Below are 21,119 nucleotides of genomic sequence, written 5' to 3' on the forward strand. Positions count from 1 at the left end.
GCTTGTGCGCCGCCTCCTTCTGTTAACTCTGCTAAATGTTTTTTCTCGGTATATTAAGAAATCTTGAAAACAGTATTTTATGTGCGTCTCCCCGCGCGATTTACATACCATAAAACGCCGGGAATCCGCATGAACACTAGGTTTGCGGACTCCCATTTCGTTTCCGGCGGCTAGTGTAAAATCCGAATTGGTGACAAAATGGTGACCGAACTCCACGGGGAGATATCAGAAGCGGAAACAGGCTATACAAAAATTCAGAACAAATCGCTATGAGAGCCAGTGCGGGTTAGCGTCAAGACTAGAATGTCATTTTCCACTTTGTAGATGAGCACCCAATCGGGGGTAACGTGACATTCCCTGTAGTTGATCCAGTTTCCTGTAAGAGCATGGTCTTTGTACTTTTCCGCCAATGGCGTGCCAGCGCATAGTAGATCAATGACTGTTTGAAGCAATGCCATATTATATCCACGCTTTATTGCCAGTTTCAAATCCCTTTTAAAGCGTCCGGTTGTCTCAAGTGCATACTTCATTCTCAACCTCCTCTAAGAGTTCAGAGAAGTTGCTATAGCGTTTTGTAGAGGGGTCGCGGCTGATGCGGTCTGCTTCTTCCATTGCAGCTATTGTTTCAGCATTGGGTACGGGCTGGACAACATCAAAGGGTAAGCCGTTTCGCTTAATCGCCTGTTTCAAAAAGATACGGATAGCTGTTGGAGTATCAAAGCCCAGATCGGAAAATAAAGCGTCAGCGTCTTTTTTTATGGAATCGTCGACACGCACCTGAATAAGCGCATTTTGAGCCATTACTAAGCCTCCTTGCATTTGATTGTAATATAATTATATTACAATCAAATGCATTTGTCAACAAAAAGCAATAAGACGATTTGTTTCAGTGATAAACACAAATGCCAGACAGGCTGATCCCTCCCATTCAATGATGACCAAGAGCAAAAACAAAGGTGTCACTGTACTAAAAGGGATTATTGTGTCTATTTTACTTATCTAATAATAAAGGAAATACCCTTACATCCGCTTTTGCAACTACTTTACCACTATCATTTAATTGCATCAGACTTTAATAAAGAGGATTAAAAAAATGAAGCATTTTTCCCTGCGTATTGAGGAGGAGCCATTAAAAAAGCTGCGCTGTATTGCCAAATACAATAAGCGGTCTGCAACACAAGAACTGCAATGGCTTATTAACATGTACATAAAACAATTTGAAAAAGAGCATGGCGCGATTGAAGCTAAAAACGCTTAATCAGGAAAAGGGCGCCGCCCCTTTCCTGTTCCCATTTAATTGGCCGCCGGAGCCATAGCGCGCTCCGTGATACGGTTCCCGGCGTGCGCGCGGCGCACCTCGGCCCGGCACTTTTTGAGCAGGCCGGCAAGCCCCTCCCAATTGGCGTCCTTCGCATTCTGGCAGAGCTTCTCTTCCAGCAGATAGGTCTGGATCACCAGACTGTAATAGATCTGCGGGTCCGCGTTTTCCTGCCGGCAAACCTCAGTGAGCAGTTCCGTTGTGCGGGCGTATTTGGTCCAGAGCTGGCGCGTGGCAAGCCTGCGGCTAAACGGAAAGACCAGGCAGTTGAAGACCATGGCCACGACAACGCCGAGCAGGATATAGCCCAGCCGAACGGCAAGCATGGACCCAACCTCCGCCCAGCCAAAGCTGTTCATCAGAACCGCGCCGCCCAGCGCGCCGACAGTGGAACAGGCGTAGGTACCCGTGTAGTCCGAAAAATAGAAGGACAGGTATCCGGAAAGCATCATGACCGCCGTCCGGCCCGCCATGGAGGGGATCAGCGCATAGAGCGCCACAGACGCAACGCCGCCAACCGCCGTCGCGATCAATCGCTTTTTTGCCTTCCGCCCCACGTCGTCCGCATAGGGCAGGGAAACGGAAGCGATGGTGAACAGCAGCCACTTGCCGTGCGGAAGGGAAAACGCCTGCACCAACAGGGTTGCCGCCGCCAGAAGGACCGCCACGCGCAGCGCATAGATCAGACGCACCGGGCTGACGTCCAGCGCGGCCTTGATCCGCACGGAAAGGGAAAGGGCGGTCGGGCGGTAAAAAGTCCTTTTCTCCGGGTCCGTCATGTGCAGCAGGCGGGAACGGATATATTCCACGCTGTCGCAGAGTCCGTCCGCCGCCGGATCGTCTTCCGGGATTGCAAACGGCTCCAGCGCCTTTTGCTTCTTCTGCACAAACGCTTCAAACGCGTTTAATTGTTCCAGAACCCAGTGCAACAGCTTCGCGCGCTCCGGCGTGACGGGTCCTTCCAGATCGTAGAGCTGTAAAATCAGATATTCCAGGCCGCGCCCGGAATCGATCATTGCAAAGCTCGCGTCCGAGACGCAGAGCGGCTTTCTCCGGCGCTCGTATACCATGCGGCTGAGCTTGTAGAGGTTTTCACGCACCGTCTGCGGATCGTCGGGGTTTCCCTTCCCGTCCAACAGACATTCGATACATTGCCTGGCCTCCGCAAGGATGGCGGAAAGTGCGTCCCGTGTGGTCTCCACCACCCGCTTCCGGCCCATCACAAATTGGTACAGAATGATGCAGACCGCGCCAACCAGCATGCCCAGCACGCGTTTGGGAAGCTGTTCCGGCGTGATGGGAGAAATAAATACCAGGAACAGATAGGACAGGATATACGGGAAATACATATGGCTGGCATGTTCATAGGTAAATACATACAGGATCACAAAGACGGCGGCAAAATTAACCAGCAATGCGGGAACCGGGCTGAGCGTCGCCACAAAACAGGCCGCCACCGCCATCAGCACCAACACCAGCGCCTGCATGCACAGATGCCGCAGCGGCGCCGCCGTCATGTCGCGCACCATGGAAGACGCCATCATAATGGTAAAAATCACGCCGACAATGGAGTTCTCCGCGCCGAATACGGCCTGAAACACATTGACAAACGCAATAATAAAAAGAAAGTCCAAGGTAGCAAAGCGGAAGTTCTTTTTCACGCTCGCCCGGACTTTTTCAAAGAGGCTGTTAACTTTTTCCATGAACCGATTGCTCCTTTCTGGATCTATCATACCACTTTGCCGGACATCGGTTCAATAACGTCTCTGCCGCACAGATTTTGTAAACTTTTTATGAACAGCCGGATTTCATAGAAAATGCTTTCAGCGCTGGTAAAAGAACCGGAATGATAATTGGCAGAATAAAAGAGATTCCCTCACCGCAGACGGGGGAATCTCTTTTATTCTGCTATCCTTAAAAATGCGTCGTGACACAGGTTCCTGATTTCCGGTCAATAGGGAATTGCAAAGCTGTCAAACCGCCAGCCGTTTTCCGTTTTCACCATTTTGACGGCAAACGGCACTGTGGTATCGTTAGCCGGGTCGCCGCTGCTTTTCGGCAGGGCGTCGTTATAATGGCCGATCAGATTGAATTCAATCTCGTTTTCATTCTGTTTGACAAGCTCAAACGTCGTTCCCTTATAGGTGATGTTTGCGCCGCGGTCGCCGGGTGCGGTCAGCAGGCCGCCTGTCCCGTCGTCAATGTAGCATTCCGATTCATTCAGAAAATCGGTGTACTCCACCGTAAAAACGCTTTCCATCGCTTTGCGGTAATCGGCATAACTGTCAAAGCCCCGGTCCGGATAATAGGTTCGACCGTTTCCGTCCTCTATGCCCTCGACCTCCATATCCGGCTCAAAACCGCTGGTCATGGAGAAGTGGCAATACATGCGGTACGCCGCCTTGTACAGAAGCTGCTGGTCGCCGTTCAAAAAATCCGGCAAGGTCAGGCCCTCGCTGAGCTCCGGTTCGGGAATCAGCCGGTCGGCGGCGGCGCCCTCCGCGGCGGCCTCCTCCGGAGAAGAAGACGTTTCCTCCGGGACGGCGCTTTCTTCTGAAGAAGCGGGCGCTTCTTCAGAGCTGGAGCTCTCCACATCCTGGCTGGGCGGCGGCCCTTTGGGAACCTGATTGACCGTCCATACGCATCCCGCCAGAAGTCCCGCCATACAGGCGGCCATGATCCATGCCAATACGATCTTTTTCACTTTTTTCGCCCCTTTCTGCTGTACTGAGAAGGGGTTGCATCACCATGGACGGAAGTCACAAAACCGGCTGAATCCAACAATTCCCCCCGCCTGCGGCGGGGGGAATCACGCTTATCCTGCTCTCATTTTGCGCAAACCGTGCAAAGTGACACAGCCACGACTTTCTATTATTTTCTGCCCAGCAGCTTGACCAGAACGGCCTTCTGCGCGTGCAGGCGGTTTTCCGCCTCGTCAAAGATTTCCGCCGAATGCTTTTCAAAAACCTCCGCGGTGATCTCTTCGCCGCGGTGCGCGGGCAGGCAGTGTTGCACCATCGCGTCCGGCTTTGCAACGGACATGATTTCGTCGTTGATCTGGAAGCCCTGGAAGGCTGCGCGGCGCTTCTGCGCCTCTTCCTCCTGGCCCATGGAAGCCCACACGTCCGTGATCACGACGTCCGCGCCGCGCGCCGCTTCCTTCGGGTCGTTCGTAATGCTGAACGCCGGATGCTGCACCGCAAAGTCGAGGACCGCCGCGCTGGGCTTGTAGTCGTTCGGGCAGGCGACCGCGACTTCCATCTTCATCTTGAGGCAGCCGACGATCAGGGAGTTCATCATATTGTTTCCGTCGCCGATGAAGCACATCTTGAGTCCGTCCAAACTGCCCTTCTTCTCACGGATGGTCATCAGGTCCGCCAGCACCTGGCAGGGATGGGCAAAATCGGTCAGGCCGTTGATGATCGGGATGGTGCCGTTCTGCGCCAGCGCATCCACCTCGGACTGCTTGAAGGTGCGGATCATGATGCCGTCCAGATAGCGGGACAGCACGCGCGCGGTGTCTTCCACCGGCTCGCCGCGGCCGATCTGCAGGTCGTTTGAGGAGAGGAACAGCGGCAGTCCGCCCAACTGGTACATGCCGACTTCAAACGAAACGCGGGTACGCGTGGAAGCCTTTTCAAAAATCATGCCCAGGGTCTTGCCCGCGAGATGGCGGTGCTCAATGCCGTGCTTCTGCTCGTATTTGAGCTGGTCCGCGAGGTTCAGGATGCTGGTGATGTCCTCCGTGGTAAGGTCGAGCATTTTTAACAGGTGTTTCATTGGTGATGTCCTCCCATTTTCGCCGTTTGGCTTTCTATTACAGGTTTTTTATAGTTCAGAAATGGTCCTCTGCAAAATTGCAAGGCCCTGATCGATTTCCTCTTTGGTGATGGTCAGCGGCGGCAGGAACCGCAGCAGCGTCTTCGCGGTGAGCACCAGCAGGCCGTTCGGCACGCAGGCCGCCGCGACCGCCCTGGCGTTATCTTTTTTCAAAACGGCGCCCAGCATCAGGCCCATGCCGCGCACCTCTTCAATCGCGTCCATTGCTTCCAGTTTCCCGCGCAGGTACGCGCCCTTTTCCGCCACGTCCTCCAGAAAACCTGGTTGCAGCACTTTGTCCAGCACCGCCAGCGCGCCGGCGCACACCACCGGGTTGCCGCCGAAGGTGGAACCGTGCATGCCCGCGTCCATCACATTGCCCAGCCGCTCCGTGCACAGGCACGCGCCGATCGGCAGCCCGCCGCCCAGACCTTTCGCGCTGGTGACGACGTCCGGCTGGATATTGTAATGCGCAAAGCAGAACAGTTTGCCCGTGCGGCCGATGCCCGTCTGTACCTCGTCGACCATCAGCAGAACATCGCGTTCCCTGCAAAACGCCGCCAGCTCCTGCACAAACGCCGGTTCCAGCGGGCAGACGCCGCCTTCGCCCTGAACCAGCTCGATCAGCACCGCGCAGGTGTTTGCATCCGCCTTTGCGCGGACGCTCTCCATATTGGCGTCCGCGTAGGAGAAACCCTCCGTGAACGGGGTAAAATGCTGATGGAACGCGTCCTGCCCCGTCGCCGCCAGCGTGGTTACGGTGCGCCCGTGAAACGAATTGTTCAGGGTAACGATCTGGTTGCAAGTTTCCCCATGCGCCTGCGTGCCGTATTTGCGCGCCAGCTTGATGGCGCACTCGTTGGCCTCCGCGCCGGAATTGCCAAAGAACACCTTGGAAAACCCGGACGCCGTGCAGAGCCGTTCCGCAAGCTGCGTCATCACCGGGCTGTAATACAGGTTGGAGATATGCTGGAGCGCCGCCGCCTGCTCCGCCACCGCTTTTGTCCAATCCGGGTCGCAGTAGCCGAGCGCGTTGACGCCGATGCCCGCGGTAAAGTCAATATAGGTTTTTCCTTCCGTGTCCACCGCCGTGGCCCCTTTGCCGCTGACCAGCGCCGCCGGAAACCTGCCGTAGGTGGGCATGACATAGGTTTGCTCCTGCTGTTTGACCGTATCAAAATGCATGTCGATTCCTTCTATCTGCTTAAAATTTGACGCCATATCGCTTCATATCGACGCAGCCGTCGTCGCCGACCTCCACGCCTTCGCCTTCCAGCAGCCTGCGCTGCTCTTCCGGCCCGCCAAATGCGAATTCCGGCGCCAGCCGCCCCTCCCGGTTCACCACGCGGTGGCATGGGACAGGGTTTTCCCCGCCCATGACCCACGGGTAAGGATTATGGTGCAGCGCCCAGCCGACAGCCCTCGCGCCCCTGGGGCTGCCGGCCAGGAAGGCAACCTGCCCGTAGGAGATTACCTGCCCCCGAGGGACACGCCGCACAATTTCGTATACGCGTTGATTAAAGTTCATTTGCCAGTCCTATCTATTTCAAAAGTCATTTGTTATCAGTACAGCATCGTTCCGACGCCCTCATCGGAGAACAGCTCGATCAGAATGGAATGCGGGATGCGCCCATCCAGAATGTGCGCGCGGCTTACACCGCGCCGGACGGCCTCCACACAGCAGTCGATCTTCGGGATCATGCCGCCGCCGATGATGCCCTGGTTTTTCAGGCTGGGCACCTCGCTGACATTGACCACGGGAATCAGGGTGTCTTCGTCGTCCTTGTCGCGCAGCAGGCCGCGGATGTCCGTCATCAGGATCAGCTTGATCGCGTCGAGCTTTGCCGCGATGCGCGCCGCCGCAATGTCGGCGTTGATGTTGAATACTTCGCCGTTTTCGCCCGCCGCCACGGTGGAGATGATCGGCACGTAGCCGTTTTTCGCCGCGTTCATGATGATATCGGTGTTGACCTCCGTGATGCGGCCCACATAGCCGAGATCGCCCTCGCTGGAGCGGAGTTTTTCCGCCGTCAGCATGCCGCCGTCCAAGCCGCACAGGCCGACCGCCTGGCCGCCGTGCCGCTCCAGGAGCTGCACCAGGTCTTTATTCACCTTGCCCGCCAGCACCATCTGCACGATGTCGATGGTCTCTTCGTCCGTCACGCGCATGCCGCCGACAAACTCGCTGACCTTGCCGACCTTTTTCAGCATAGCGCTGATTTCCGGCCCGCCGCCGTGCACCAGCACCACATTGATGCCGACCAGCTGCATCAGCACAATGTCGCTCATCACGGCGTCCTTCAGGTCTTTGTTAATCATCGCGTTGCCGCCGTATTTGACAACGACGGTCTTTCCCGCGTATTTTTGTATGTACGGCAGCGCCTGTACCAGCACTCTGGCCCTGTCGGCATTTGAAATCTTCATGTTCGGCACTCCTTTAAGGATGGTACTTGATCTATCTGCATTCATAAACCCGCCAAAACAGGTATTTGCCCTTTTCGTCCCGCCCCTGCACGCTTTATCATCGAAGTAAATAAAGGGCGGGCCGTGTGTGCAGGCTCAGCCTGACCAGGTATTTGCTCTTTCCGTCCCGCCTCTGCGCATTTCATCACTGAATAAGAGTAAAGGGCGGGCCGTGCATGCAGGCTCAGCCTGCTCAAGTGCGGTAGTCGCCATTGATTTTGACGTAGTCGTAGGTGAGATCGCAGCCAAAAGCGGACGCCTGTTCCGCACCGTCGTGCAGGGTGACGTTGATATTGATTTCATCTGCGCTGAGGATTTTTTTCGCTTCTTCCTCGCTGAACGGAATTCCCGCGCCGTTTTTACAGACCTCAATGCTGCCCGCCTCGGAAGCGAATCCGACGTCGACCGCATGAATATCTGTATCCGTACCGGCATAGCCGATGGCGCAGAGCACGCGGCCCCAGTTGGCGTCCGCGCCGAACATCGCCGCCTTGAGCAGGCTGGAGCAGATCACGCTTTTGCCGATTTTACGTGCCGCGTCCTCACTGGCTGCGCCGGTCACATTGCAAACCAGCAGCTTCGTCGCGCCTTCGCCATCCTTCGCCACCATGCGGGCCAGCCGGATGCAAAGCGCTTTCAGCGCGCCGGTAAAGGCTTCGTACGCTTCCGTGTTTTCTTCGATCGGCTCGTTGCCCGCCGCGCCGTTCGCCAGAATCGCCGTCATATCGTTGGTGGAGGTGTCCCCGTCAATGCTGACCATGTTAAAGCTGTCCTTTACCGCTTCGCGCAGCGCCTTGTCAAGTACCGCCGGAGCGATCTTTGCATCCGTTGTCAGAAAACAGAGCATCGTCGCCATATTGGGGTGAATCATCCCGGAACCCTTTGCGATGCCGCCCATGCGGACCGTTTTTCCACCGATTTCGACCTCGACCGCCACTTCCTTCCGAACGGTATCCGTGGTCATGATCGCCTGCGCCGCATCGGAGGAACCGGTCTCGGAAAGCGCCCGCGCCAGCGCGGGGGCCGCTTCCTGAATCGGTTCGATCGGCAGGATCTGCCCGATGACGCCCGTGGATGCGACCACGACGTCGCCGGGCTGCAGGTTCAATTCCTTTGCCGCAGCTTCGCACATCAGCTGCGCCTTTTCCTCGCCGTCCGCGTTGCAGGTGTTGGCGTTGCCGGAATTGCAGATGACCGCCTGCGCCATGCCGTCCGCAATGTTGCGGCGTGTCACCTGGATCGGCGCGCCCTTGACCAGATTCTGTGTATAAACCGCCGCCGCAGAACACGGGAAGCGGGAATAAATCAGCGCCAGATCCGGCTTGCTTTTATTCTTGCGGATGCCGCAATACAGGCCGGAGGCCAGAAACCCCTGTGCGGCGGTCACACCGCCTTCTATGGAAACATAGCTCATATCAATCGCTCCTAAAAATGGATTGCCGCTCTTTAAAAGGCCGGCGGCGTCAGCAGCAGCCCGGCGGTCTCCTCCAGCCCGAACGCAAGGTTCATGTTCTGGATGGCCTGCCCGGCCGCGCCCTTGACCATGTTGTCAATGGCCGAAATGGCAATGAAGGTATGGGTGCGCGGATCCATGTGCAGGGAAATATCGCAGTAGTTGGAGTACCGCACATTTTTGATGTCCGCCACGCGGCCCTCCGGCAGCAGGCGGATAAACGGTTCGTTTTGATACTGCGCCTCATATACCCGCCGGATTTCTTCCAGCGGCGCATCGCAACACAGTTTTGCATAGCAGGTTGCCAGAATGCCCCGGTTGACCGGCAGCAGATGCGGCACAAAGGTCAGATGCACCGGCTGGCCCGCCACATGGGAAAGGCTCTGCTCCATCTCCGGCGTATGGCGGTGCGCCGCCACTTTATACGCGGAGAAACCCTCGTTCAGCTCGGGATAATGCGTGTTCTGCGTGGGCTTGCGGCCCGCGCCCGTCACGCCGGATTTGCAGTCCGCAATGATTCCCTCCGGCTCAATCAAACCGTTTTTCAGCGCCGGGGCCAGCGCCAGCGGCACCGCCGTGGTGTAGCAGCCAGGATTGGCAATCAGCTTCTTCCCCCGTATGTTTTCCCGGAACAGCTCCGGCAGGGCATAGACCGCCATGTCGTGCAGCTCCTTGTGGACATATTCCCCGCCGTACCAGGCCTTGTAATCGTCCTCGCTCTCCAGGCGGAAATCCGCGCCCAGGTCGATAAACACCTTTCCCGCGTCGTAACAGGTCTTCGCCATCTCCTGCGAAAGGCCGTGGGGCAGCGCCGCAAAAACCACGTCGCTTTGTTCCACAACCTCTTCCTGTGTGCCGCACGCCTTATCACAGATGTGATAATAGGCGGGATACACCTCGCTGAGCTTCTGCCCGGTAAAGCTGACCGAGCTGATCGCAGCTAGCTCCGCCTGCGGATGGCCGGCCAGCAGCCGCACCAGCTCCGCGCCCGCATATCCTGTGGCGCCTACAACGCCCGCTTTGACTGTCATATCATTCACCCTCATTTTTGATCCTGCTTCGGCGGCACGGAAGGGACGCCGCCCTTCGCTGTAAACCGCTTCATACGCACTTTATAAACGCCCTCGTCGATCAGCACGCCCACGCACAGACCGACGACCGGGCCCATAATATACTGTTCGATCAGCGCGCCCACCACAAAGCCGAGAAGGATACAGACCACCATCCAGAAGTATCCCTTCTGCGGCTCCACGGGTTTCATGTCGCGCAATTTGTTCATCTTTTTCAGGCCGATTTCTTTCTTTTGGCTCATGATCGCTCACGCTCCTCCGCGTACGGCCACCTTGCCGCCTGCATCAGGCCCAGAACGCGTTCCGCCTCGCGCTTCACGTTCTCCGGCGCCGGTCCGCCCGCCACCTTGCGTCCGTTGACGCAGACATCCAACGAGATCGCCTGATACACATCCTCGCCGAACAGCTCGTGGAATTCCCGGTAAACTTCCAGCGGGAGCGTCTCCAGCGTCTGATCGTTCTTGATGCAGTGGGCAACGATAGCGCCCGTCGCTTTATAGGCGTCGCGGAACGGCAGACCCTTGCCCACCAGATAATCCGCGCAGTCCGTCGCATTGATAAAGCCCTTCGCCGCGGCCCGCCGCATGTTGTCCGGCAGAACCTTCATGGTGTCCACCATCGGCACAAAGGCCGTCAGGCACATATGTAACGTATCCACCGCGTCGAACACGGCTTCCTTGTCCTCCTGCATATCCTTGTTGTACGCAAGGGGCAGGCTTTTCATCATCGCCAGCAGCGTGGTCAGGTCGCCGATCACACGTCCGGTCTTGCCGCGCACCAGCTCCGCAATATCCGGGTTCTTCTTCTGCGGCATGATGCTGGAGCCGGTGGAAAACGCGTCGTCCAGCTCAATAAACTTGAATTCCCAGGAGCACCAGAGGATGATTTCCTCCGAAAAACGGGAGAGGTGCACCATCGCGATGGCGATCGCGGAGGCGATTTCCATACAGAAATCGCGGTCGGATACGCCGTCCAGGCTGTTGTGCGTATAGTCGTCAAAGCCCAGCAGCTTTGCCGTCATGGAGCGGTCCAGCGGATACGTGGTTCCCGCCAGCGCGCCGGAACCCAGCGGACAAATATTCATGCGCCTGACCGCGTCCGTCAGGCGGGCCAGGTCGCGCTGGAACATCTCTGCGTACGCCATCAGGTGGTGGCCAAAGGTAATCGGCTGCGCGCGCTGCAAATGGGTGTATCCCGGCATGACCGCGCCCGCATATTCCAGCGCCTTGTTGCAGAGAACCACCACCAGCTCATGCAGCTGCTCATACAACATCCCGCACTGTCCCCGCAGGTACAGGCGGTCGTCCAGCGCCACCTGGTCGTTGCGGCTGCGGGCCGTGTGCAGCCGCTTGCCCGCGTCGCCGACGCGCGCGGTCAGCTCGCCCTCCACAAAGGTGTGGATGTCTTCGGCCTCCATGTCGATGGGAAGCGCCCCCGACTCAATGTCCGCCAGAATCTTATCCAGTTCCGCGCAGATGCAGTCCGCCTCGCTCTGCGCGATCACGCCGCATGCGCCCAGCATGGTGGCGTGGGCAATGCTGCCCTCGATGTCCTCCCGCGCCATGCGGCTGTCGAACGGAATGGAGGAATTAAAATCATTTGTCTTTTTGTCAAGCTCCTTGTGGAACCGTCCTGTCCAAAGCTTCATGCGTCCATACACTCCCGATTCTTATGTAGTGGGGCCGCCGCCCTCAAAAAATGGTATACTCAGTATAGCACGATTCCCACCGACAAAAAAGCGGCATATCCGCCGTTTTGGCCGCTGTTCTCCAAAAATAAACACAGAGCCAGAATTTATGCCAAGAGCCAATGGCAGAAATTCTGGCATCTATCACTTTTACCGAGGTGAAACAAATGCGTTATGAACGAATCCGCGTGCTGCGGGAAGACCATGACTGGACCCAGCAGCAGGTCGCCGACCTGCTGTTTATCAACCGGCGCACCTACGGCGCCTATGAAAACGGGGTCAACGCCATGTCTCCGGAAATCCTGATCCATCTGGCGAAGCTATACAACACCAGTGTCGATTATCTGCTCGGCCTGACAGACGATCCTAGGCCGTACAGACGCAAATAAATTACTTGCCGGCCGGCCAGTTCTTCTTCGCCATTGCGCGCACCTTGATCGGCAGGCCAAACAGGTTGATGAATCCGGCGGAATCGGTCTGGTCATAGCAGTCGTCTTCGTCAAACGTCGCCATGTCCGGGTTGTACAGGGTGTACGGGGAAGTAACGCCCGCGTCGATGATATTGCCCTTGTAGAGCTTCAATTTGACTTCGCCCGTCACGGTCTCCTGCGTGCTGTCCACAAATGCGGAGAGCGCCTCGCGCAGGGGGGTGAACCACTCGCCGTCGTATACCAGATCGGCAAACTTGATCGCAATGCTCTGCTTGTAATGGTAGGTCGCCTTATCCAGGCAGATTTCCTCCAGCTTGTTGTGGGCGTGGTAGAGGATCGCGCCGCCGGGGGTTTCGTACACGCCGCGGGACTTCATGCCCACCAGACGGTTTTCCACGATATCCGCGAGGCCGATGCCGTTTTCGCCGCCGAGCTGGTTCAGCTTGGCAACCAGATCCACCGCGCAGAGCTTCTGGCCGTCCACAGTGACCGGAACGCCCTTTTCAAAGCCGATGGTGACATAGGTGGGCTGGTCGGGCGCCTGCTCCGGGGATACGCCCAGCTCCAGGAAGCCTTCTTTATTGTACTGCGGCTCGTTCGCCGGATCCTCCAGATCGAGGCCCTCATGGGACAGATGCCACAGGTTCTTATCCTTGGAATAGTTGGTCTCTCTGGTGATTTTCAGCGGGATATTGTGCGCCTCCGCGTACTCAATCTCCTCTTCACGGGACTTGATGTCCCAGATTCTCCACGGCGCGATGATCTTCATCTCCGGCGCAAACGCCTTGATGGTCAGTTCAAAACGCACCTGATCGTTGCCCTTGCCGGTGCAGCCGTGGCAGATCGCATCCGCGCCCTCGGCCTCCGCAATCTCCACCAGTCTCTTCGCGATGATCGGACGCGCGAAGGAGGTGCCCAGCAGGTATTTATTTTCATACACCGCGCCCGCCTTGATGGTCGGGAAGATGTAATCTTCGACAAACTGTTTTTTCAGGTCTGCGATATACAGCTTGGAAGCGCCCGTCTTCTTGGCCTTCTCTTCCAGGCCGGTCAGCTCGCTGCCCTGCCCAACATCTGCGGCAACCGCAATGACTTCACAGTTGTTGTAATTTTCCTTCAGCCACGGAATGATGATGGAGGTATCCAACCCGCCGGAATATGCCAGAACCACTTTTTTAATGTTGTCTTTATTTGCAGTCTGATTTGTCATTTTCATTGCCCCCGTTATTGTTGTTGTGTTTTATTATACGCTGTTTATGCAAAAAATCAAGTATTTTATGTATAAATATTCACGTTATCCCTATTCCATAAATTGACAGCCTTCGCGCTCCCGAACCTTGTATGATGTTCACAGTTTTTCCAAAAGACGGCAGGCAGGCGGATTTACAGCCCCATTCCCTCATTGTAGCTGCCCGGTATATTCAGGGTAAGTTCCGCGCTGCCGTTTAAGGCTTCGTCCCCAACCAGCAGCAGGCGGTATTCGCCTTCTTCCAGAGAAAGGTCAATTGTTTCCTCTGCTTCGTCCCCTGCTTCAATCTCGGCAATCGTCTGCAGCTCATCGGCGCCATGCACCAGCACCAGCTTGAGCCTGCCTTCTTCAATCTGCATATCATACCCGATTTGGGTTTCCTGTTCCTCCGTCAAATCCATATAGAAATACTGCTGCTTCCCATGGAACTTGTCAAAGCTGATCTCTACCGCAGTCGAATCCGATTCTTCTTTCGGCTGTGCCTTCATCTCTTTGACGGATACGCTTTCAAACCAGCTGCATATTTTTTCATCGTCGTCGTATACGCCTTTTCCCGCGCCTCCCGCCATACGGAAGTTGGCATAGCTGCCGTGAAAATCCGGGCCCAGGTCGCTGAACGCAGTTTCCCACACGCTGTCCAACGCGGAAACGGCGCATCCGCTCAGAAGCAGGCAGACCGCTAATGCGGCCGCGGCAATTCGTTTCATATTTCTTCCTCCGGCCTGTTTAAGACATTTCTACCGCCAGGCTGTTCCCGCGGTCGATGGAGATTTCCGCCTCGCCGTTCTTCGCCTGGTCGCACACCAGGAGCAGGCGGCTTGTCCCCTCGCCGAACGCACAGGGAATCTCGCTGTTGAGCTCCTCCGTCCCCTCCGTCTCCGCGATCGGGAATGCCTGGCCCTCCAGCACCAGCATCAGCTTCATGCTGCCCTCGCCCGCCTTCATGCGGTAGGATACCGTATGGTCCTCCCACTCGGCGACTTCCATTTCAAAAAGCTGCTGCTTGCCATTAAACGCATCGAAGCTCATCGTCACCTTGCTGGTATCCTTGTCCGCCTTGCCGTCCATTTTGAGCTTTGTCGCGCTGAAATCGTCCTGATCCGAAGCGATTTTGGCGTCGTCGTTGTAGACGCCCTCTCCGCCGCTGCCGATCTTATAGGAATCCGAAGTGGAATTGAACGACTGTCCTCCGGCGCAGCCTGTGAGGACCAGACACAGCGCCAAACCCATGGCGATCATTTTTTTCATAAAGACAACTCCTCGTATCATATTTTAATAAATCTGCATTGTCCACCGGCTGCATGCCGGCAGATGTTCTTCTTGCATTATAACAACCGCGCAAAACAAAAACAAGCCGCAATCCCCAAAATTCCGGTTCCTACGGCTTGTCACGCGTGCTATAATGGGGATATATCCCAATCTTTTACAATCGGAGGCGGTTTTATGAACGGTTTTCAACCGGTAGAAATCAAAGACCTGCAATTTAATCCCTTTACCCTGATCGACAAGGAATGGATGCTCGTCACCGCGGGCAGCGCGCAAGCATATAACACCATGACGGCCAGCTGGGGCGGTCTGGGCGAGCTTTGGAAGAAATACGTATCCTTCGTCTTTATCCGCCCGCAGCGCTACACAATGGAATTTGTCGACCGGGAGGACTGCTATTCTCTCTGTTTCTTCGATGAAAGCTACCGCAAGGCGCTCTCCTTCTGCGGCAGCCATTCCGGGCGCGACTGCGACAAGGCCAGCGAAACCGGCCTGACGCCCGTCTTTGACGAGGCGGCGCCGTATTTCGCAGAGGCAAAAATGGTTTTCATCTGCCGCAAGATGCACAAACAGGCCATTGACCCCGCGGGCTTTATCGACCCAACTGTGGACACGGACTGCTATCCCGGCAAAGACTACCACCAGATGTTTATCGGGGACATCGTCAAGGTGCTGGTCAAAGAATAAACGCACGGCAAAAGGCTCTATCGTATGGAAATCCATACGATAGAGCCTTTTCTTTTAAAACACCACGTATTCTTTCACCAGGTCGAGCAGCACCGGATTGACCTGCGCGGTCAGACGCAACCCTTCTCCCGTGTACTCCTCTTCCAACACGCTGCCGTCCTTGCGCAGCCGCGCCGCCAGCCCGCTCTGGGCGAACGGAAGCAGCAAATGGACCGTCGTCGTCTTGACCGGCAGGTTCTCCTCGATGGCGTCCAGCAGCGCGTTCAATCCCCGTCCGGTCTTCGCGCTGATACGCACCGCGTTGCCGATCATCGGCAGGTCGTGCAGCGAAGGCACCAGATCGCATTTGTTCAGCACCGGGATGACCGGCCTGCCACCGCAGCCGAGCTCCACCAGCAGGCTGCGCGTGACGTCCAGATGCACCTGTGCTTCCTGGCTGGACGCATCGCACACGTTCAGGATGATGTCGGCCAGAGCCGCCTGTTCCAGCGTGGAGCGGAACGCGTCCACCAGATGGTGGGGAAGCCGCCGCACCAGTCCGACGGTATCAATCAGCATCACGGTGGTCCCGTTCGGCAGTTTCAGCGCGCGGGCGGTCGGGTCCAGCGTGGCAAACAGCATGTCCTTTGCCAGCACGCCCGCCTGTGTCAGCGCGTTCATCAGCGTGCTTTTTCCCGCGTTGGTGTAACCCACCAGCGCCACCGTGATCACACCGTCCTTCTGCCTGCGGCGGGTGATCTGCCCGCGCCGTTTCTCCACTTCTTCCAGCTGCGCCTTCAGGTTGGAAATCTTCCGGCGGATGTGCCGGCGGTCGGTTTCCAGCTTGCTTTCTCCCGGGCCGCGCGTGCCGATGCCGCCGCCCAAACGGGAAAGCGCCACGCCCTTGCCGCTCAGACGCGGCAGCATATATTTCAGCTGCGCCAGCTCCACCTGCAGCTTGCCTTCACTGCTTTTGGCCCGCGCGGCGAATATATCCAAAATCAACATCGTGCGGTCGATGGTCCGCACGTCGCTGATGTTCTCAATGTTCCGGATCTGCGTCGGCGAAAGCTCGCAGTCAAACACCAGCAGATCCATTTCATAGTTTTTGCAGAAGGAGGCGATCTCCTCCATCATACCGGACCCCACACAGGTCGCTGTATCCGGCGAGGGGCGCTTCTGCGTCATCGCGCCCACGGGCTCGGCGCCCGCACTGCGCACCAGCTCATAGAGCTCCGCCAAAGAAGCCTCCGCGTCATATTCCCCGGTATCCACCGCCACCAGTAAGGCGCGTTCCGGCCTCTTTTCGTTATCTGTCAGTTCCAACCATGCAACCCCTTCCCAGAATCTCCCTGCTATTTCTCCTATTCTACAACAAGCGGCAAAAGAATGTCAATTCTTCTGTTTAACGGAACGCCAAATAGAGGTACCGCGCCGCCGTACGGTTCAGATTTTCCGCCGTCCCGTCCGCCGCGGGCGTTCCCTGCGCCTGGCGGACGGTCATCGCCGCCCCTTCCAGCGCCAGCGTCCGCGTGCCGCCTTCCTGTGTGGCAAAGCCCACGTTTTCCAGCCGGCACTGCCGGCTGCTGTCGTATCCCTGCACCGGCGCGTCCGCCATGAAAACCAGCACGGCCTTCGGAGGAAACGCGAGCGTCACGGTCCTGCTTGCGGCGCCGTTGCCCGCATACGTTCCCACGACCGGCCCATCCAGGATCAGGCGGTCGGCGCCGGTCAAATGCTTCTCCGCGTCGGCAAAATGCTCGGTCAGCAGCGCGTCCAGCGTGTCGTTATCCGCAACAAAGTCGCTGCGCATCGGCTTGTCCGTCCCCTGCCAGCGGTTCAGGCCCAGGCTTGTCTTTTGATTGGTAGGCATATTGATTCCTTTCCACCGTCCATCAGAACTTTAACAGCAGGCCTTGATACCGGTCGACTGCATCCCAGTCCATCCCGGCCGCGTCCATCTCCTGAAAAGTCCGTTCGGCTCGGTCAATAGTATTCCAAAAAATTGTTCGAAAATCCAAAATGGCGGGCAGATGCGCGGGCAAAAAATTTTGTATGCGCCGCGCACGCGCCATCCGCTCCGCCGGTTCGCCCTGTTCCGAGCGGTCGTTCCAATAAATGCGCGGTTCCGCATCCTCCACCAGTTCCATGGACAACCCAAGCGACGTAAAAAACGCGTCATAAAAAGCGGGCGTATTGCTGTTGGAGGTGACCGCGCCGTACAGCAGTAGAGCGTCCCGCCGCTCCTGCACCGTTTTTCCCGCCGGAGAAAGGCCGAACTGCGCTTCCCGCTGCATCAGTCCCTCCCGGTCCGCCGTCGGGACAAAGCTTTCCGCCCGCAGCGCTTCAATCTGCTCCGCCAGTACATCGAGCCCGGCGGCGTAGGCGTCCAGTTCCCGGTCCGCCAGCGTCTCCCCGGTCAGCGCATAGAGGCCGGTGGCGCGTAGCGCTTTTTTCATGCTGTTCAGCGTATTCATGCGCCGGACCCTCCCCAGGCCTGCACGCTGACCGTCCCCAATACCGCAAGCTGGTCGTTCTTCATCGGTCGGTCCAACGTAGAGTTACTCAAAAAAAGATAGTTTCTCAGCACGCCTGTGTCAAAGAGATGCGCGCCCAGCGCCGCCGTCAGCACGCCGTCCCCAACGCCCAGGCCGTTAAAATAGTCTTTTGCCGCCTCTTTTACCGCGGCCTCCGCTGTTTCATAGGCGACGCCCTCCTTCTGCAAAATCCGGACGGAAACGTTGCAGGAGACCGTCTGCGCCGCAGCGACGCGGACTTTCACGCCAATTTCCCGCAGCGCGTCGATCCGCTCCTGTACCAGCCGCACCGTCTCCGCATCCGCCGCCGCGCCCTGCGCGCCCAGATAGACGCTCACCGTTCCCGCTCCGTTTTCCTGAGGGACCACGCCTGCGGAAAAGACGCCGTCCGTTTTCATCGCCTGTTCCCGGTAAAAAGCGGCGTTCGTCCCATTGGGAAGATCCGCGTAACAGCGCAGCAGGCGTTTCCGCAATTCCGTGTCGGTCTCCGCGTCCTGTCCCCCTGTAAAGGCCTGCAAATTCGTTACAGATTCCAGGCTCGGCGGCGGCGTAACCAGCACCGTTACCATTCCTGCCGCCGCGTTGCCGCTTCTGCCGCCTGTCTCCGCACGGGCCGGAACGGTTATCTCCGTCTGTCCGGTTTTCAGCACAGCCTGTTCCGTCGTCACAAACCGCACCTGCCCCGCTGTCGCGCACACGGTTCCCTGTTCAATCGTCGCGTTGTACCAGAGCGGTTTTTCCCGCCGGAATGTCAGGCTTCCGGACGCAATCTGCGCGGGCTTGCGGGTCAAGCCGCGCTCCGCCGCCCGCAGGTCCAGTTCTTCCCCCTGCGCGGTCTGCGCAAAGGTCTGGCGTTTGAGCCATTCCACCGCCGCCGTCAGGGAATACACCTCCCCTGCCAAAACCCGCATGCGGATTCCAATATCCGAGGCGTCGTCCGCCGAATAGCCCGCCAGCGCTGAAAACCGGTCCTGCATGCGGGATAAAATTGTCTCGTATGTATCCATTAAAGCTGCACCTCCACCACTGATTCGCCGCCCGGCCACGCGAGCGCAACGGACACCGCCAGCGGCTCCTCCGCACTGCACACGGCCTGTTCCACACGCAATTGCGGCAATCGTTTCAGCGCCTCCTGCGCCATGGTCAGCGCCAGCGCGTCGTTGCCATCGTCTCCCGCACGGAGGGTATGCAGACGGCTCCCCAGCTCCGGCAGGTACGGGAACTGCCCCAGCGGCACGCGCAGGCAAATTTTCGCCCGCTGCAAAAGCTCGTCCACCCCGTCAATCCGCTTCGGGAACCCATTCGCGCCCACTGCAAAATCGCCGTTTTCCAATGCCGTATCCATTATTCCGCCCCCTTCGCCGCAAAGGTCTGACCGTTAATGACCACCTCGCCGCTGTTTTTCAGATAGATACACGCGCCGCCCTCGGAGAACAGCAGCAGTTCCCCCGGCTCCAGCTCCGTATCGTCCACGACCGCGCCCGCGCAGACCATCCCCTTTGTACTCTCCACCAGTACCGCCCGTGCCGCGTCCGGCGGCCGGTACGCAACGCCCCACGGCGCGATCAATGAAAAGTCCCGGTATTCGCTGCGGCCCTGGGCGGCGGAACCGCCTGTCACCGTGGCCAAATCCGCCGCAGGCTGCTTTTGCGTCTGCTCCGCCATTTTTTCAGATAACCACATCCGCTGTTCCCCTTTCCCGTAACGTCATGCCCGTTGTTTCTCCCGACGCCGTCAACCGGTACGTCCACGCGGCGACCTGTAAACCCGCATGCCGGTCGACGTCCAACTCAACAGATGCTTCCGTTCCAAGCGGAACTTCCACCAGGCCCGGACAGACAACACGTACCGCAAACGCTTTCCGACGCGCCCGATCCAAAAGCCGGCGCGCCTGTTCCGCATCTGCCGCACTCAAAAAACGCCTGCGCTGCACACCGCGCGCAACCGCCTCGCCGTCCCGCAGCACCATATTATAATCGCCGGATTCGCCCGCGCGCAGACGCGCTTCGGAAATCCGCTCGTAATCGTTCCATCGCAGTTCCAGCTCCGTAAACGGCACGCCGTCTCGATTGGAAAACCGCACCGATCCGGCCTGTCCCTCTCCAGAGGCATCCAGCCGGTCCCCGCGGAGCACCGGCTCCACATGCAGGAACTGCCGGCAGAACCCCCGCAGCGCCTGCCATTCGCTGACGCCTTTTTCCACCGTGTACGCGCCGCCGAACACCTCGTCCCGGCCCACATAGCCGGAAAATCCATAAGGAGCGGCATGACGTTCGAACAGTAATTTCAGCGACGGCATATAATACGTCTGCGGCAGCGCTTCGTTATCCAGCAGCAGCGCCGCACGGCTGCGGGCGATGACCTGCCGGGTCGCGCCGGCGCCCGCAACCTTCCAAATTTGTTCGTCGACGATTCCGTCGAACACCATCTGGTTTTGTCCATCGTAACAGCGGACCCCCGCCAACGTCTCCCATTCCCCCTCCGCAGGGAAAAACACCTCCAAGCCGTCGGCCGGAGCCTCTTCCTCCCGCTGCAGGCGGAGAGAAACCGGCGCGGGAAGCGGCAGCGCCACACCGTCCGGCGTGATTCCCACACAGTTCAGCACAGCGCCACCTCCATTCCCTCCGGCAGCCCGTTTGGCCACATCACCTGCGGATTGCGCGCCAGCAGATCTTCCACCGTGGTAGAAAACCGGTTTGCCAGCTCCCACAGCGTCTCCCCGCCCGCGCACACATAGCTTTTTTCCTGCAAAACGCCGTCCGCCTGCGCTTCCCTCTCATCCTCCACAAACAGGAAGCTATAGGAAACCGCGTTTGGCCGCGCTTCTCCCAGCATCTGCAGGGAAGCAAACACCGCGCGGAACGGCGCAGTTCCGGGAACGCACAGCATTCCGCCGCCCTCCCGGAACACGGCCGCCAGACGGTCGAACGATGCCGTGCAGTCCTTTCCCCAAAAGACGCCCTTGCCGGTTACCGTGCGCCTGCGACTCCCATAGTCCTGTAAGCTCTCGCCCGCGTACGGCATCGGCAGCCGTTTGATATTCCGCTCGTATTCCAGCCGAAGGGTCTCCGGATTGCTCTTCCAAATATAGTCCTTAAAGCGCAAAGCCTGCCCGCTGACGCTCATGTTTTTTCTTCCTCCAGTTCCCTCGGATACCGCC

26 protein-coding genes are annotated in these 21,119 nt (G+C 57.8%); 3 read left to right on the forward strand and 23 right to left on the reverse strand.

Annotated elements, in window-relative coordinates; genetic code table 11:
- Positions 1 to 254: 254 nt before the first annotated feature.
- A complete protein-coding gene (locus I4V53_RS09330; RefSeq protein ID WP_195985427.1) occupies positions 255 to 530 on the reverse strand; it encodes a type II toxin-antitoxin system YafQ family toxin in 276 nt (91 codons plus the stop codon).
- Positions 514 to 801 carry a type II toxin-antitoxin system RelB/DinJ family antitoxin gene (locus I4V53_RS09335; protein WP_195985428.1) on the reverse strand — a complete coding sequence of 96 codons (288 nt, stop codon included), beginning with the start codon at positions 799 to 801 and terminating at the stop codon, positions 514 to 516. The genes I4V53_RS09330 and I4V53_RS09335 overlap by 17 nt, the downstream gene beginning before the upstream one ends.
- Before the next feature lie 292 nt (positions 802 to 1,093).
- On the opposite strand from I4V53_RS09335, the gene I4V53_RS09340 reads away from it, so the two are divergent.
- On the forward strand, positions 1,094 to 1,258 hold the full coding sequence (locus I4V53_RS09340; protein ID WP_195985429.1) for a hypothetical protein: 165 nt from the start codon (positions 1,094 to 1,096) through the stop codon (positions 1,256 to 1,258).
- A 35-nt stretch (positions 1,259 to 1,293) separates the two neighbouring features.
- Here the strand turns inward: I4V53_RS09340 and I4V53_RS09345 are convergent, their stop codons facing one another.
- The 10 genes from I4V53_RS09345 to argH form a co-directional block, all read right to left on the reverse strand.
- Complete coding sequence (locus I4V53_RS09345) at positions 1,294 to 3,021, reverse strand: FUSC family protein (protein WP_195985430.1); 1,728 nt, start codon at positions 3,019 to 3,021, stop codon at positions 1,294 to 1,296.
- A 248-nt stretch (positions 3,022 to 3,269) separates the two neighbouring features.
- Positions 3,270 to 4,022, reverse strand: a complete 753-nt coding sequence (locus I4V53_RS09350) for a hypothetical protein (RefSeq protein ID WP_195985431.1) — start codon at positions 4,020 to 4,022, stop codon at positions 3,270 to 3,272.
- A 167-nt stretch (positions 4,023 to 4,189) separates the two neighbouring features.
- Positions 4,190 to 5,098 (reverse strand): ornithine carbamoyltransferase, encoded by a 909-nt coding sequence (gene argF, locus I4V53_RS09355; protein WP_195985432.1) that lies wholly within the window; start codon positions 5,096 to 5,098, stop codon positions 4,190 to 4,192.
- A 48-nt stretch (positions 5,099 to 5,146) separates the two neighbouring features.
- The gene (locus I4V53_RS09360; protein ID WP_195985433.1) at positions 5,147 to 6,322 is read right to left on the reverse strand and encodes an aspartate aminotransferase family protein; all 1,176 of its coding nucleotides are present in this window, start codon (positions 6,320 to 6,322) and stop codon (positions 5,147 to 5,149) included.
- Positions 6,323 to 6,341: 19 nt separating this feature from the next.
- Positions 6,342 to 6,665, reverse strand: coding sequence for an MGMT family protein (locus tag I4V53_RS09365; RefSeq protein WP_195985434.1), 324 nt, complete (start codon positions 6,663 to 6,665; stop codon positions 6,342 to 6,344).
- A 35-nt stretch (positions 6,666 to 6,700) separates the two neighbouring features.
- Positions 6,701 to 7,561 carry an acetylglutamate kinase gene (gene argB / locus I4V53_RS09370; protein ID WP_195985435.1) on the reverse strand — a complete coding sequence of 287 codons (861 nt, stop codon included), beginning with the start codon at positions 7,559 to 7,561 and terminating at the stop codon, positions 6,701 to 6,703.
- Positions 7,562 to 7,793: 232 nt separating this feature from the next.
- Positions 7,794 to 9,014 carry a bifunctional glutamate N-acetyltransferase/amino-acid acetyltransferase ArgJ gene (gene argJ / locus I4V53_RS09375; protein WP_195985436.1) on the reverse strand — a complete coding sequence of 407 codons (1,221 nt, stop codon included), beginning with the start codon at positions 9,012 to 9,014 and terminating at the stop codon, positions 7,794 to 7,796.
- Between the two features lie 32 nt (positions 9,015 to 9,046).
- Positions 9,047 to 10,084 (reverse strand): N-acetyl-gamma-glutamyl-phosphate reductase, encoded by a 1,038-nt coding sequence (gene argC / locus I4V53_RS09380; RefSeq protein ID WP_195985437.1) that lies wholly within the window; start codon positions 10,082 to 10,084, stop codon positions 9,047 to 9,049.
- An 11-nt stretch (positions 10,085 to 10,095) separates the two neighbouring features.
- Positions 10,096 to 10,365, reverse strand: a complete 270-nt coding sequence (locus I4V53_RS09385; protein ID WP_195985438.1) for a YoaK family protein — start codon at positions 10,363 to 10,365, stop codon at positions 10,096 to 10,098.
- Positions 10,362 to 11,771, reverse strand: coding sequence for an argininosuccinate lyase (gene argH, locus I4V53_RS09390; RefSeq protein ID WP_195985439.1), 1,410 nt, complete (start codon positions 11,769 to 11,771; stop codon positions 10,362 to 10,364). Before argH ends, I4V53_RS09385 begins: the two co-directional genes overlap by 4 nt.
- Before the next feature lie 206 nt (positions 11,772 to 11,977).
- Here argH and I4V53_RS09395 point away from each other — a divergent pair, with 206 nt between their 5' ends.
- Complete coding sequence (locus tag I4V53_RS09395; RefSeq protein ID WP_195985440.1) at positions 11,978 to 12,199, forward strand: helix-turn-helix domain-containing protein; 222 nt, start codon at positions 11,978 to 11,980, stop codon at positions 12,197 to 12,199.
- A gap of 1 nt (position 12,200) precedes the next feature.
- Here I4V53_RS09395 and I4V53_RS09400 read toward each other — a convergent pair whose 3' ends face one another.
- The 3 genes from I4V53_RS09400 to I4V53_RS09410 form a co-directional block, all read right to left on the reverse strand.
- Positions 12,201 to 13,451 carry an argininosuccinate synthase gene (locus I4V53_RS09400; protein WP_195985441.1) on the reverse strand — a complete coding sequence of 417 codons (1,251 nt, stop codon included), beginning with the start codon at positions 13,449 to 13,451 and terminating at the stop codon, positions 12,201 to 12,203.
- 173 nt (positions 13,452 to 13,624) lie between these two features.
- Entirely contained in the window at positions 13,625 to 14,197 is a 573-nt protein-coding gene (locus tag I4V53_RS09405; RefSeq protein WP_195985442.1) for a hypothetical protein, read from the reverse strand.
- Positions 14,198 to 14,216: 19 nt separating this feature from the next.
- A complete protein-coding gene (locus tag I4V53_RS09410; RefSeq protein WP_195985443.1) occupies positions 14,217 to 14,738 on the reverse strand; it encodes a hypothetical protein in 522 nt (173 codons plus the stop codon).
- Positions 14,739 to 14,933: 195 nt separating this feature from the next.
- On the opposite strand from I4V53_RS09410, the gene I4V53_RS09415 reads away from it, so the two are divergent.
- On the forward strand, positions 14,934 to 15,443 hold the full coding sequence (locus I4V53_RS09415) for a flavin reductase family protein (RefSeq protein ID WP_195985444.1): 510 nt from the start codon (positions 14,934 to 14,936) through the stop codon (positions 15,441 to 15,443).
- Between the two features lie 54 nt (positions 15,444 to 15,497).
- Here the strand turns inward: I4V53_RS09415 and hflX are convergent, their stop codons facing one another.
- From hflX to I4V53_RS09455, 8 genes are all read right to left on the reverse strand, one after another.
- Positions 15,498 to 16,748 (reverse strand): GTPase HflX, encoded by a 1,251-nt coding sequence (hflX, locus tag I4V53_RS09420; protein ID WP_195985445.1) that lies wholly within the window; start codon positions 16,746 to 16,748, stop codon positions 15,498 to 15,500.
- A 79-nt stretch (positions 16,749 to 16,827) separates the two neighbouring features.
- Entirely contained in the window at positions 16,828 to 17,295 is a 468-nt protein-coding gene (locus tag I4V53_RS09425; protein ID WP_195985446.1) for a hypothetical protein, read from the reverse strand.
- A 22-nt stretch (positions 17,296 to 17,317) separates the two neighbouring features.
- On the reverse strand, positions 17,318 to 17,899 hold the full coding sequence (locus I4V53_RS09430; protein WP_195985447.1) for a hypothetical protein: 582 nt from the start codon (positions 17,897 to 17,899) through the stop codon (positions 17,318 to 17,320).
- Positions 17,896 to 18,966, reverse strand: coding sequence for a baseplate J/gp47 family protein (locus tag I4V53_RS09435; protein ID WP_195985448.1), 1,071 nt, complete (start codon positions 18,964 to 18,966; stop codon positions 17,896 to 17,898). Before I4V53_RS09435 ends, I4V53_RS09430 begins: the two co-directional genes overlap by 4 nt.
- Positions 18,966 to 19,304, reverse strand: coding sequence for a GPW/gp25 family protein (locus tag I4V53_RS09440; protein WP_195985449.1), 339 nt, complete (start codon positions 19,302 to 19,304; stop codon positions 18,966 to 18,968). Before I4V53_RS09440 ends, I4V53_RS09435 begins: the two co-directional genes overlap by 1 nt.
- Positions 19,304 to 19,642, reverse strand: coding sequence for a hypothetical protein (locus tag I4V53_RS09445; RefSeq protein WP_195985450.1), 339 nt, complete (start codon positions 19,640 to 19,642; stop codon positions 19,304 to 19,306). The genes I4V53_RS09440 and I4V53_RS09445 overlap by 1 nt, the downstream gene beginning before the upstream one ends.
- Positions 19,629 to 20,564 carry a hypothetical protein gene (locus tag I4V53_RS09450; RefSeq protein ID WP_195985451.1) on the reverse strand — a complete coding sequence of 312 codons (936 nt, stop codon included), beginning with the start codon at positions 20,562 to 20,564 and terminating at the stop codon, positions 19,629 to 19,631. The genes I4V53_RS09445 and I4V53_RS09450 overlap by 14 nt, the downstream gene beginning before the upstream one ends.
- On the reverse strand, positions 20,558 to 21,085 hold the full coding sequence (locus I4V53_RS09455) for a LysM peptidoglycan-binding domain-containing protein (RefSeq protein WP_195985452.1): 528 nt from the start codon (positions 21,083 to 21,085) through the stop codon (positions 20,558 to 20,560). Before I4V53_RS09455 ends, I4V53_RS09450 begins: the two co-directional genes overlap by 7 nt.
- Between the last annotated feature and the right edge of the window lie 34 nt (positions 21,086 to 21,119).

Source organism: Clostridium sp. D33t1_170424_F3, assembly GCF_015667585.1.
In the GTDB taxonomy this organism is placed as follows: domain Bacteria; phylum Bacillota; class Clostridia; order Oscillospirales; family Acutalibacteraceae; genus Anaeromassilibacillus.

Coding starts and splice junctions, on each gene's coding strand:
- I4V53_RS09330 (WP_195985427.1), bottom strand. CDS start 530: ATGAAGTATGCACTTGAGACAACCGGACGCTTTAAAAGGGATTTGAAA.
- I4V53_RS09335 (WP_195985428.1), bottom strand. CDS start 801: ATGGCTCAAAATGCGCTTATTCAGGTGCGTGTCGACGATTCCATAAAA.
- I4V53_RS09340 (WP_195985429.1), top strand. CDS start 1,094: ATGAAGCATTTTTCCCTGCGTATTGAGGAGGAGCCATTAAAAAAGCTG.
- I4V53_RS09345 (WP_195985430.1), bottom strand. CDS start 3,021: ATGGAAAAAGTTAACAGCCTCTTTGAAAAAGTCCGGGCGAGCGTGAAA.
- argF (WP_195985432.1), bottom strand. CDS start 5,098: ATGAAACACCTGTTAAAAATGCTCGACCTTACCACGGAGGACATCACC.
- I4V53_RS09360 (WP_195985433.1), bottom strand. CDS start 6,322: ATGCATTTTGATACGGTCAAACAGCAGGAGCAAACCTATGTCATGCCC.
- I4V53_RS09365 (WP_195985434.1), bottom strand. CDS start 6,665: ATGAACTTTAATCAACGCGTATACGAAATTGTGCGGCGTGTCCCTCGG.
- argB (WP_195985435.1), bottom strand. CDS start 7,561: ATGAAGATTTCAAATGCCGACAGGGCCAGAGTGCTGGTACAGGCGCTG.
- argJ (WP_195985436.1), bottom strand. CDS start 9,014: ATGAGCTATGTTTCCATAGAAGGCGGTGTGACCGCCGCACAGGGGTTT.
- argC (WP_195985437.1), bottom strand. CDS start 10,084: ATGACAGTCAAAGCGGGCGTTGTAGGCGCCACAGGATATGCGGGCGCG.
- I4V53_RS09385 (WP_195985438.1), bottom strand. CDS start 10,365: ATGAGCCAAAAGAAAGAAATCGGCCTGAAAAAGATGAACAAATTGCGC.
- argH (WP_195985439.1), bottom strand. CDS start 11,771: ATGAAGCTTTGGACAGGACGGTTCCACAAGGAGCTTGACAAAAAGACA.
- I4V53_RS09395 (WP_195985440.1), top strand. CDS start 11,978: ATGCGTTATGAACGAATCCGCGTGCTGCGGGAAGACCATGACTGGACC.
- I4V53_RS09400 (WP_195985441.1), bottom strand. CDS start 13,451: ATGACAAATCAGACTGCAAATAAAGACAACATTAAAAAAGTGGTTCTG.
- I4V53_RS09405 (WP_195985442.1), bottom strand. CDS start 14,197: ATGAAACGAATTGCCGCGGCCGCATTAGCGGTCTGCCTGCTTCTGAGC.
- I4V53_RS09410 (WP_195985443.1), bottom strand. CDS start 14,738: ATGAAAAAAATGATCGCCATGGGTTTGGCGCTGTGTCTGGTCCTCACA.
- I4V53_RS09415 (WP_195985444.1), top strand. CDS start 14,934: ATGAACGGTTTTCAACCGGTAGAAATCAAAGACCTGCAATTTAATCCC.
- I4V53_RS09425 (WP_195985446.1), bottom strand. CDS start 17,295: ATGCCTACCAATCAAAAGACAAGCCTGGGCCTGAACCGCTGGCAGGGG.
- I4V53_RS09430 (WP_195985447.1), bottom strand. CDS start 17,899: ATGAATACGCTGAACAGCATGAAAAAAGCGCTACGCGCCACCGGCCTC.
- I4V53_RS09435 (WP_195985448.1), bottom strand. CDS start 18,966: ATGGATACATACGAGACAATTTTATCCCGCATGCAGGACCGGTTTTCA.
- I4V53_RS09440 (WP_195985449.1), bottom strand. CDS start 19,304: ATGGATACGGCATTGGAAAACGGCGATTTTGCAGTGGGCGCGAATGGG.
- I4V53_RS09445 (WP_195985450.1), bottom strand. CDS start 19,642: ATGTGGTTATCTGAAAAAATGGCGGAGCAGACGCAAAAGCAGCCTGCG.
- I4V53_RS09455 (WP_195985452.1), bottom strand. CDS start 21,085: ATGAGCGTCAGCGGGCAGGCTTTGCGCTTTAAGGACTATATTTGGAAG.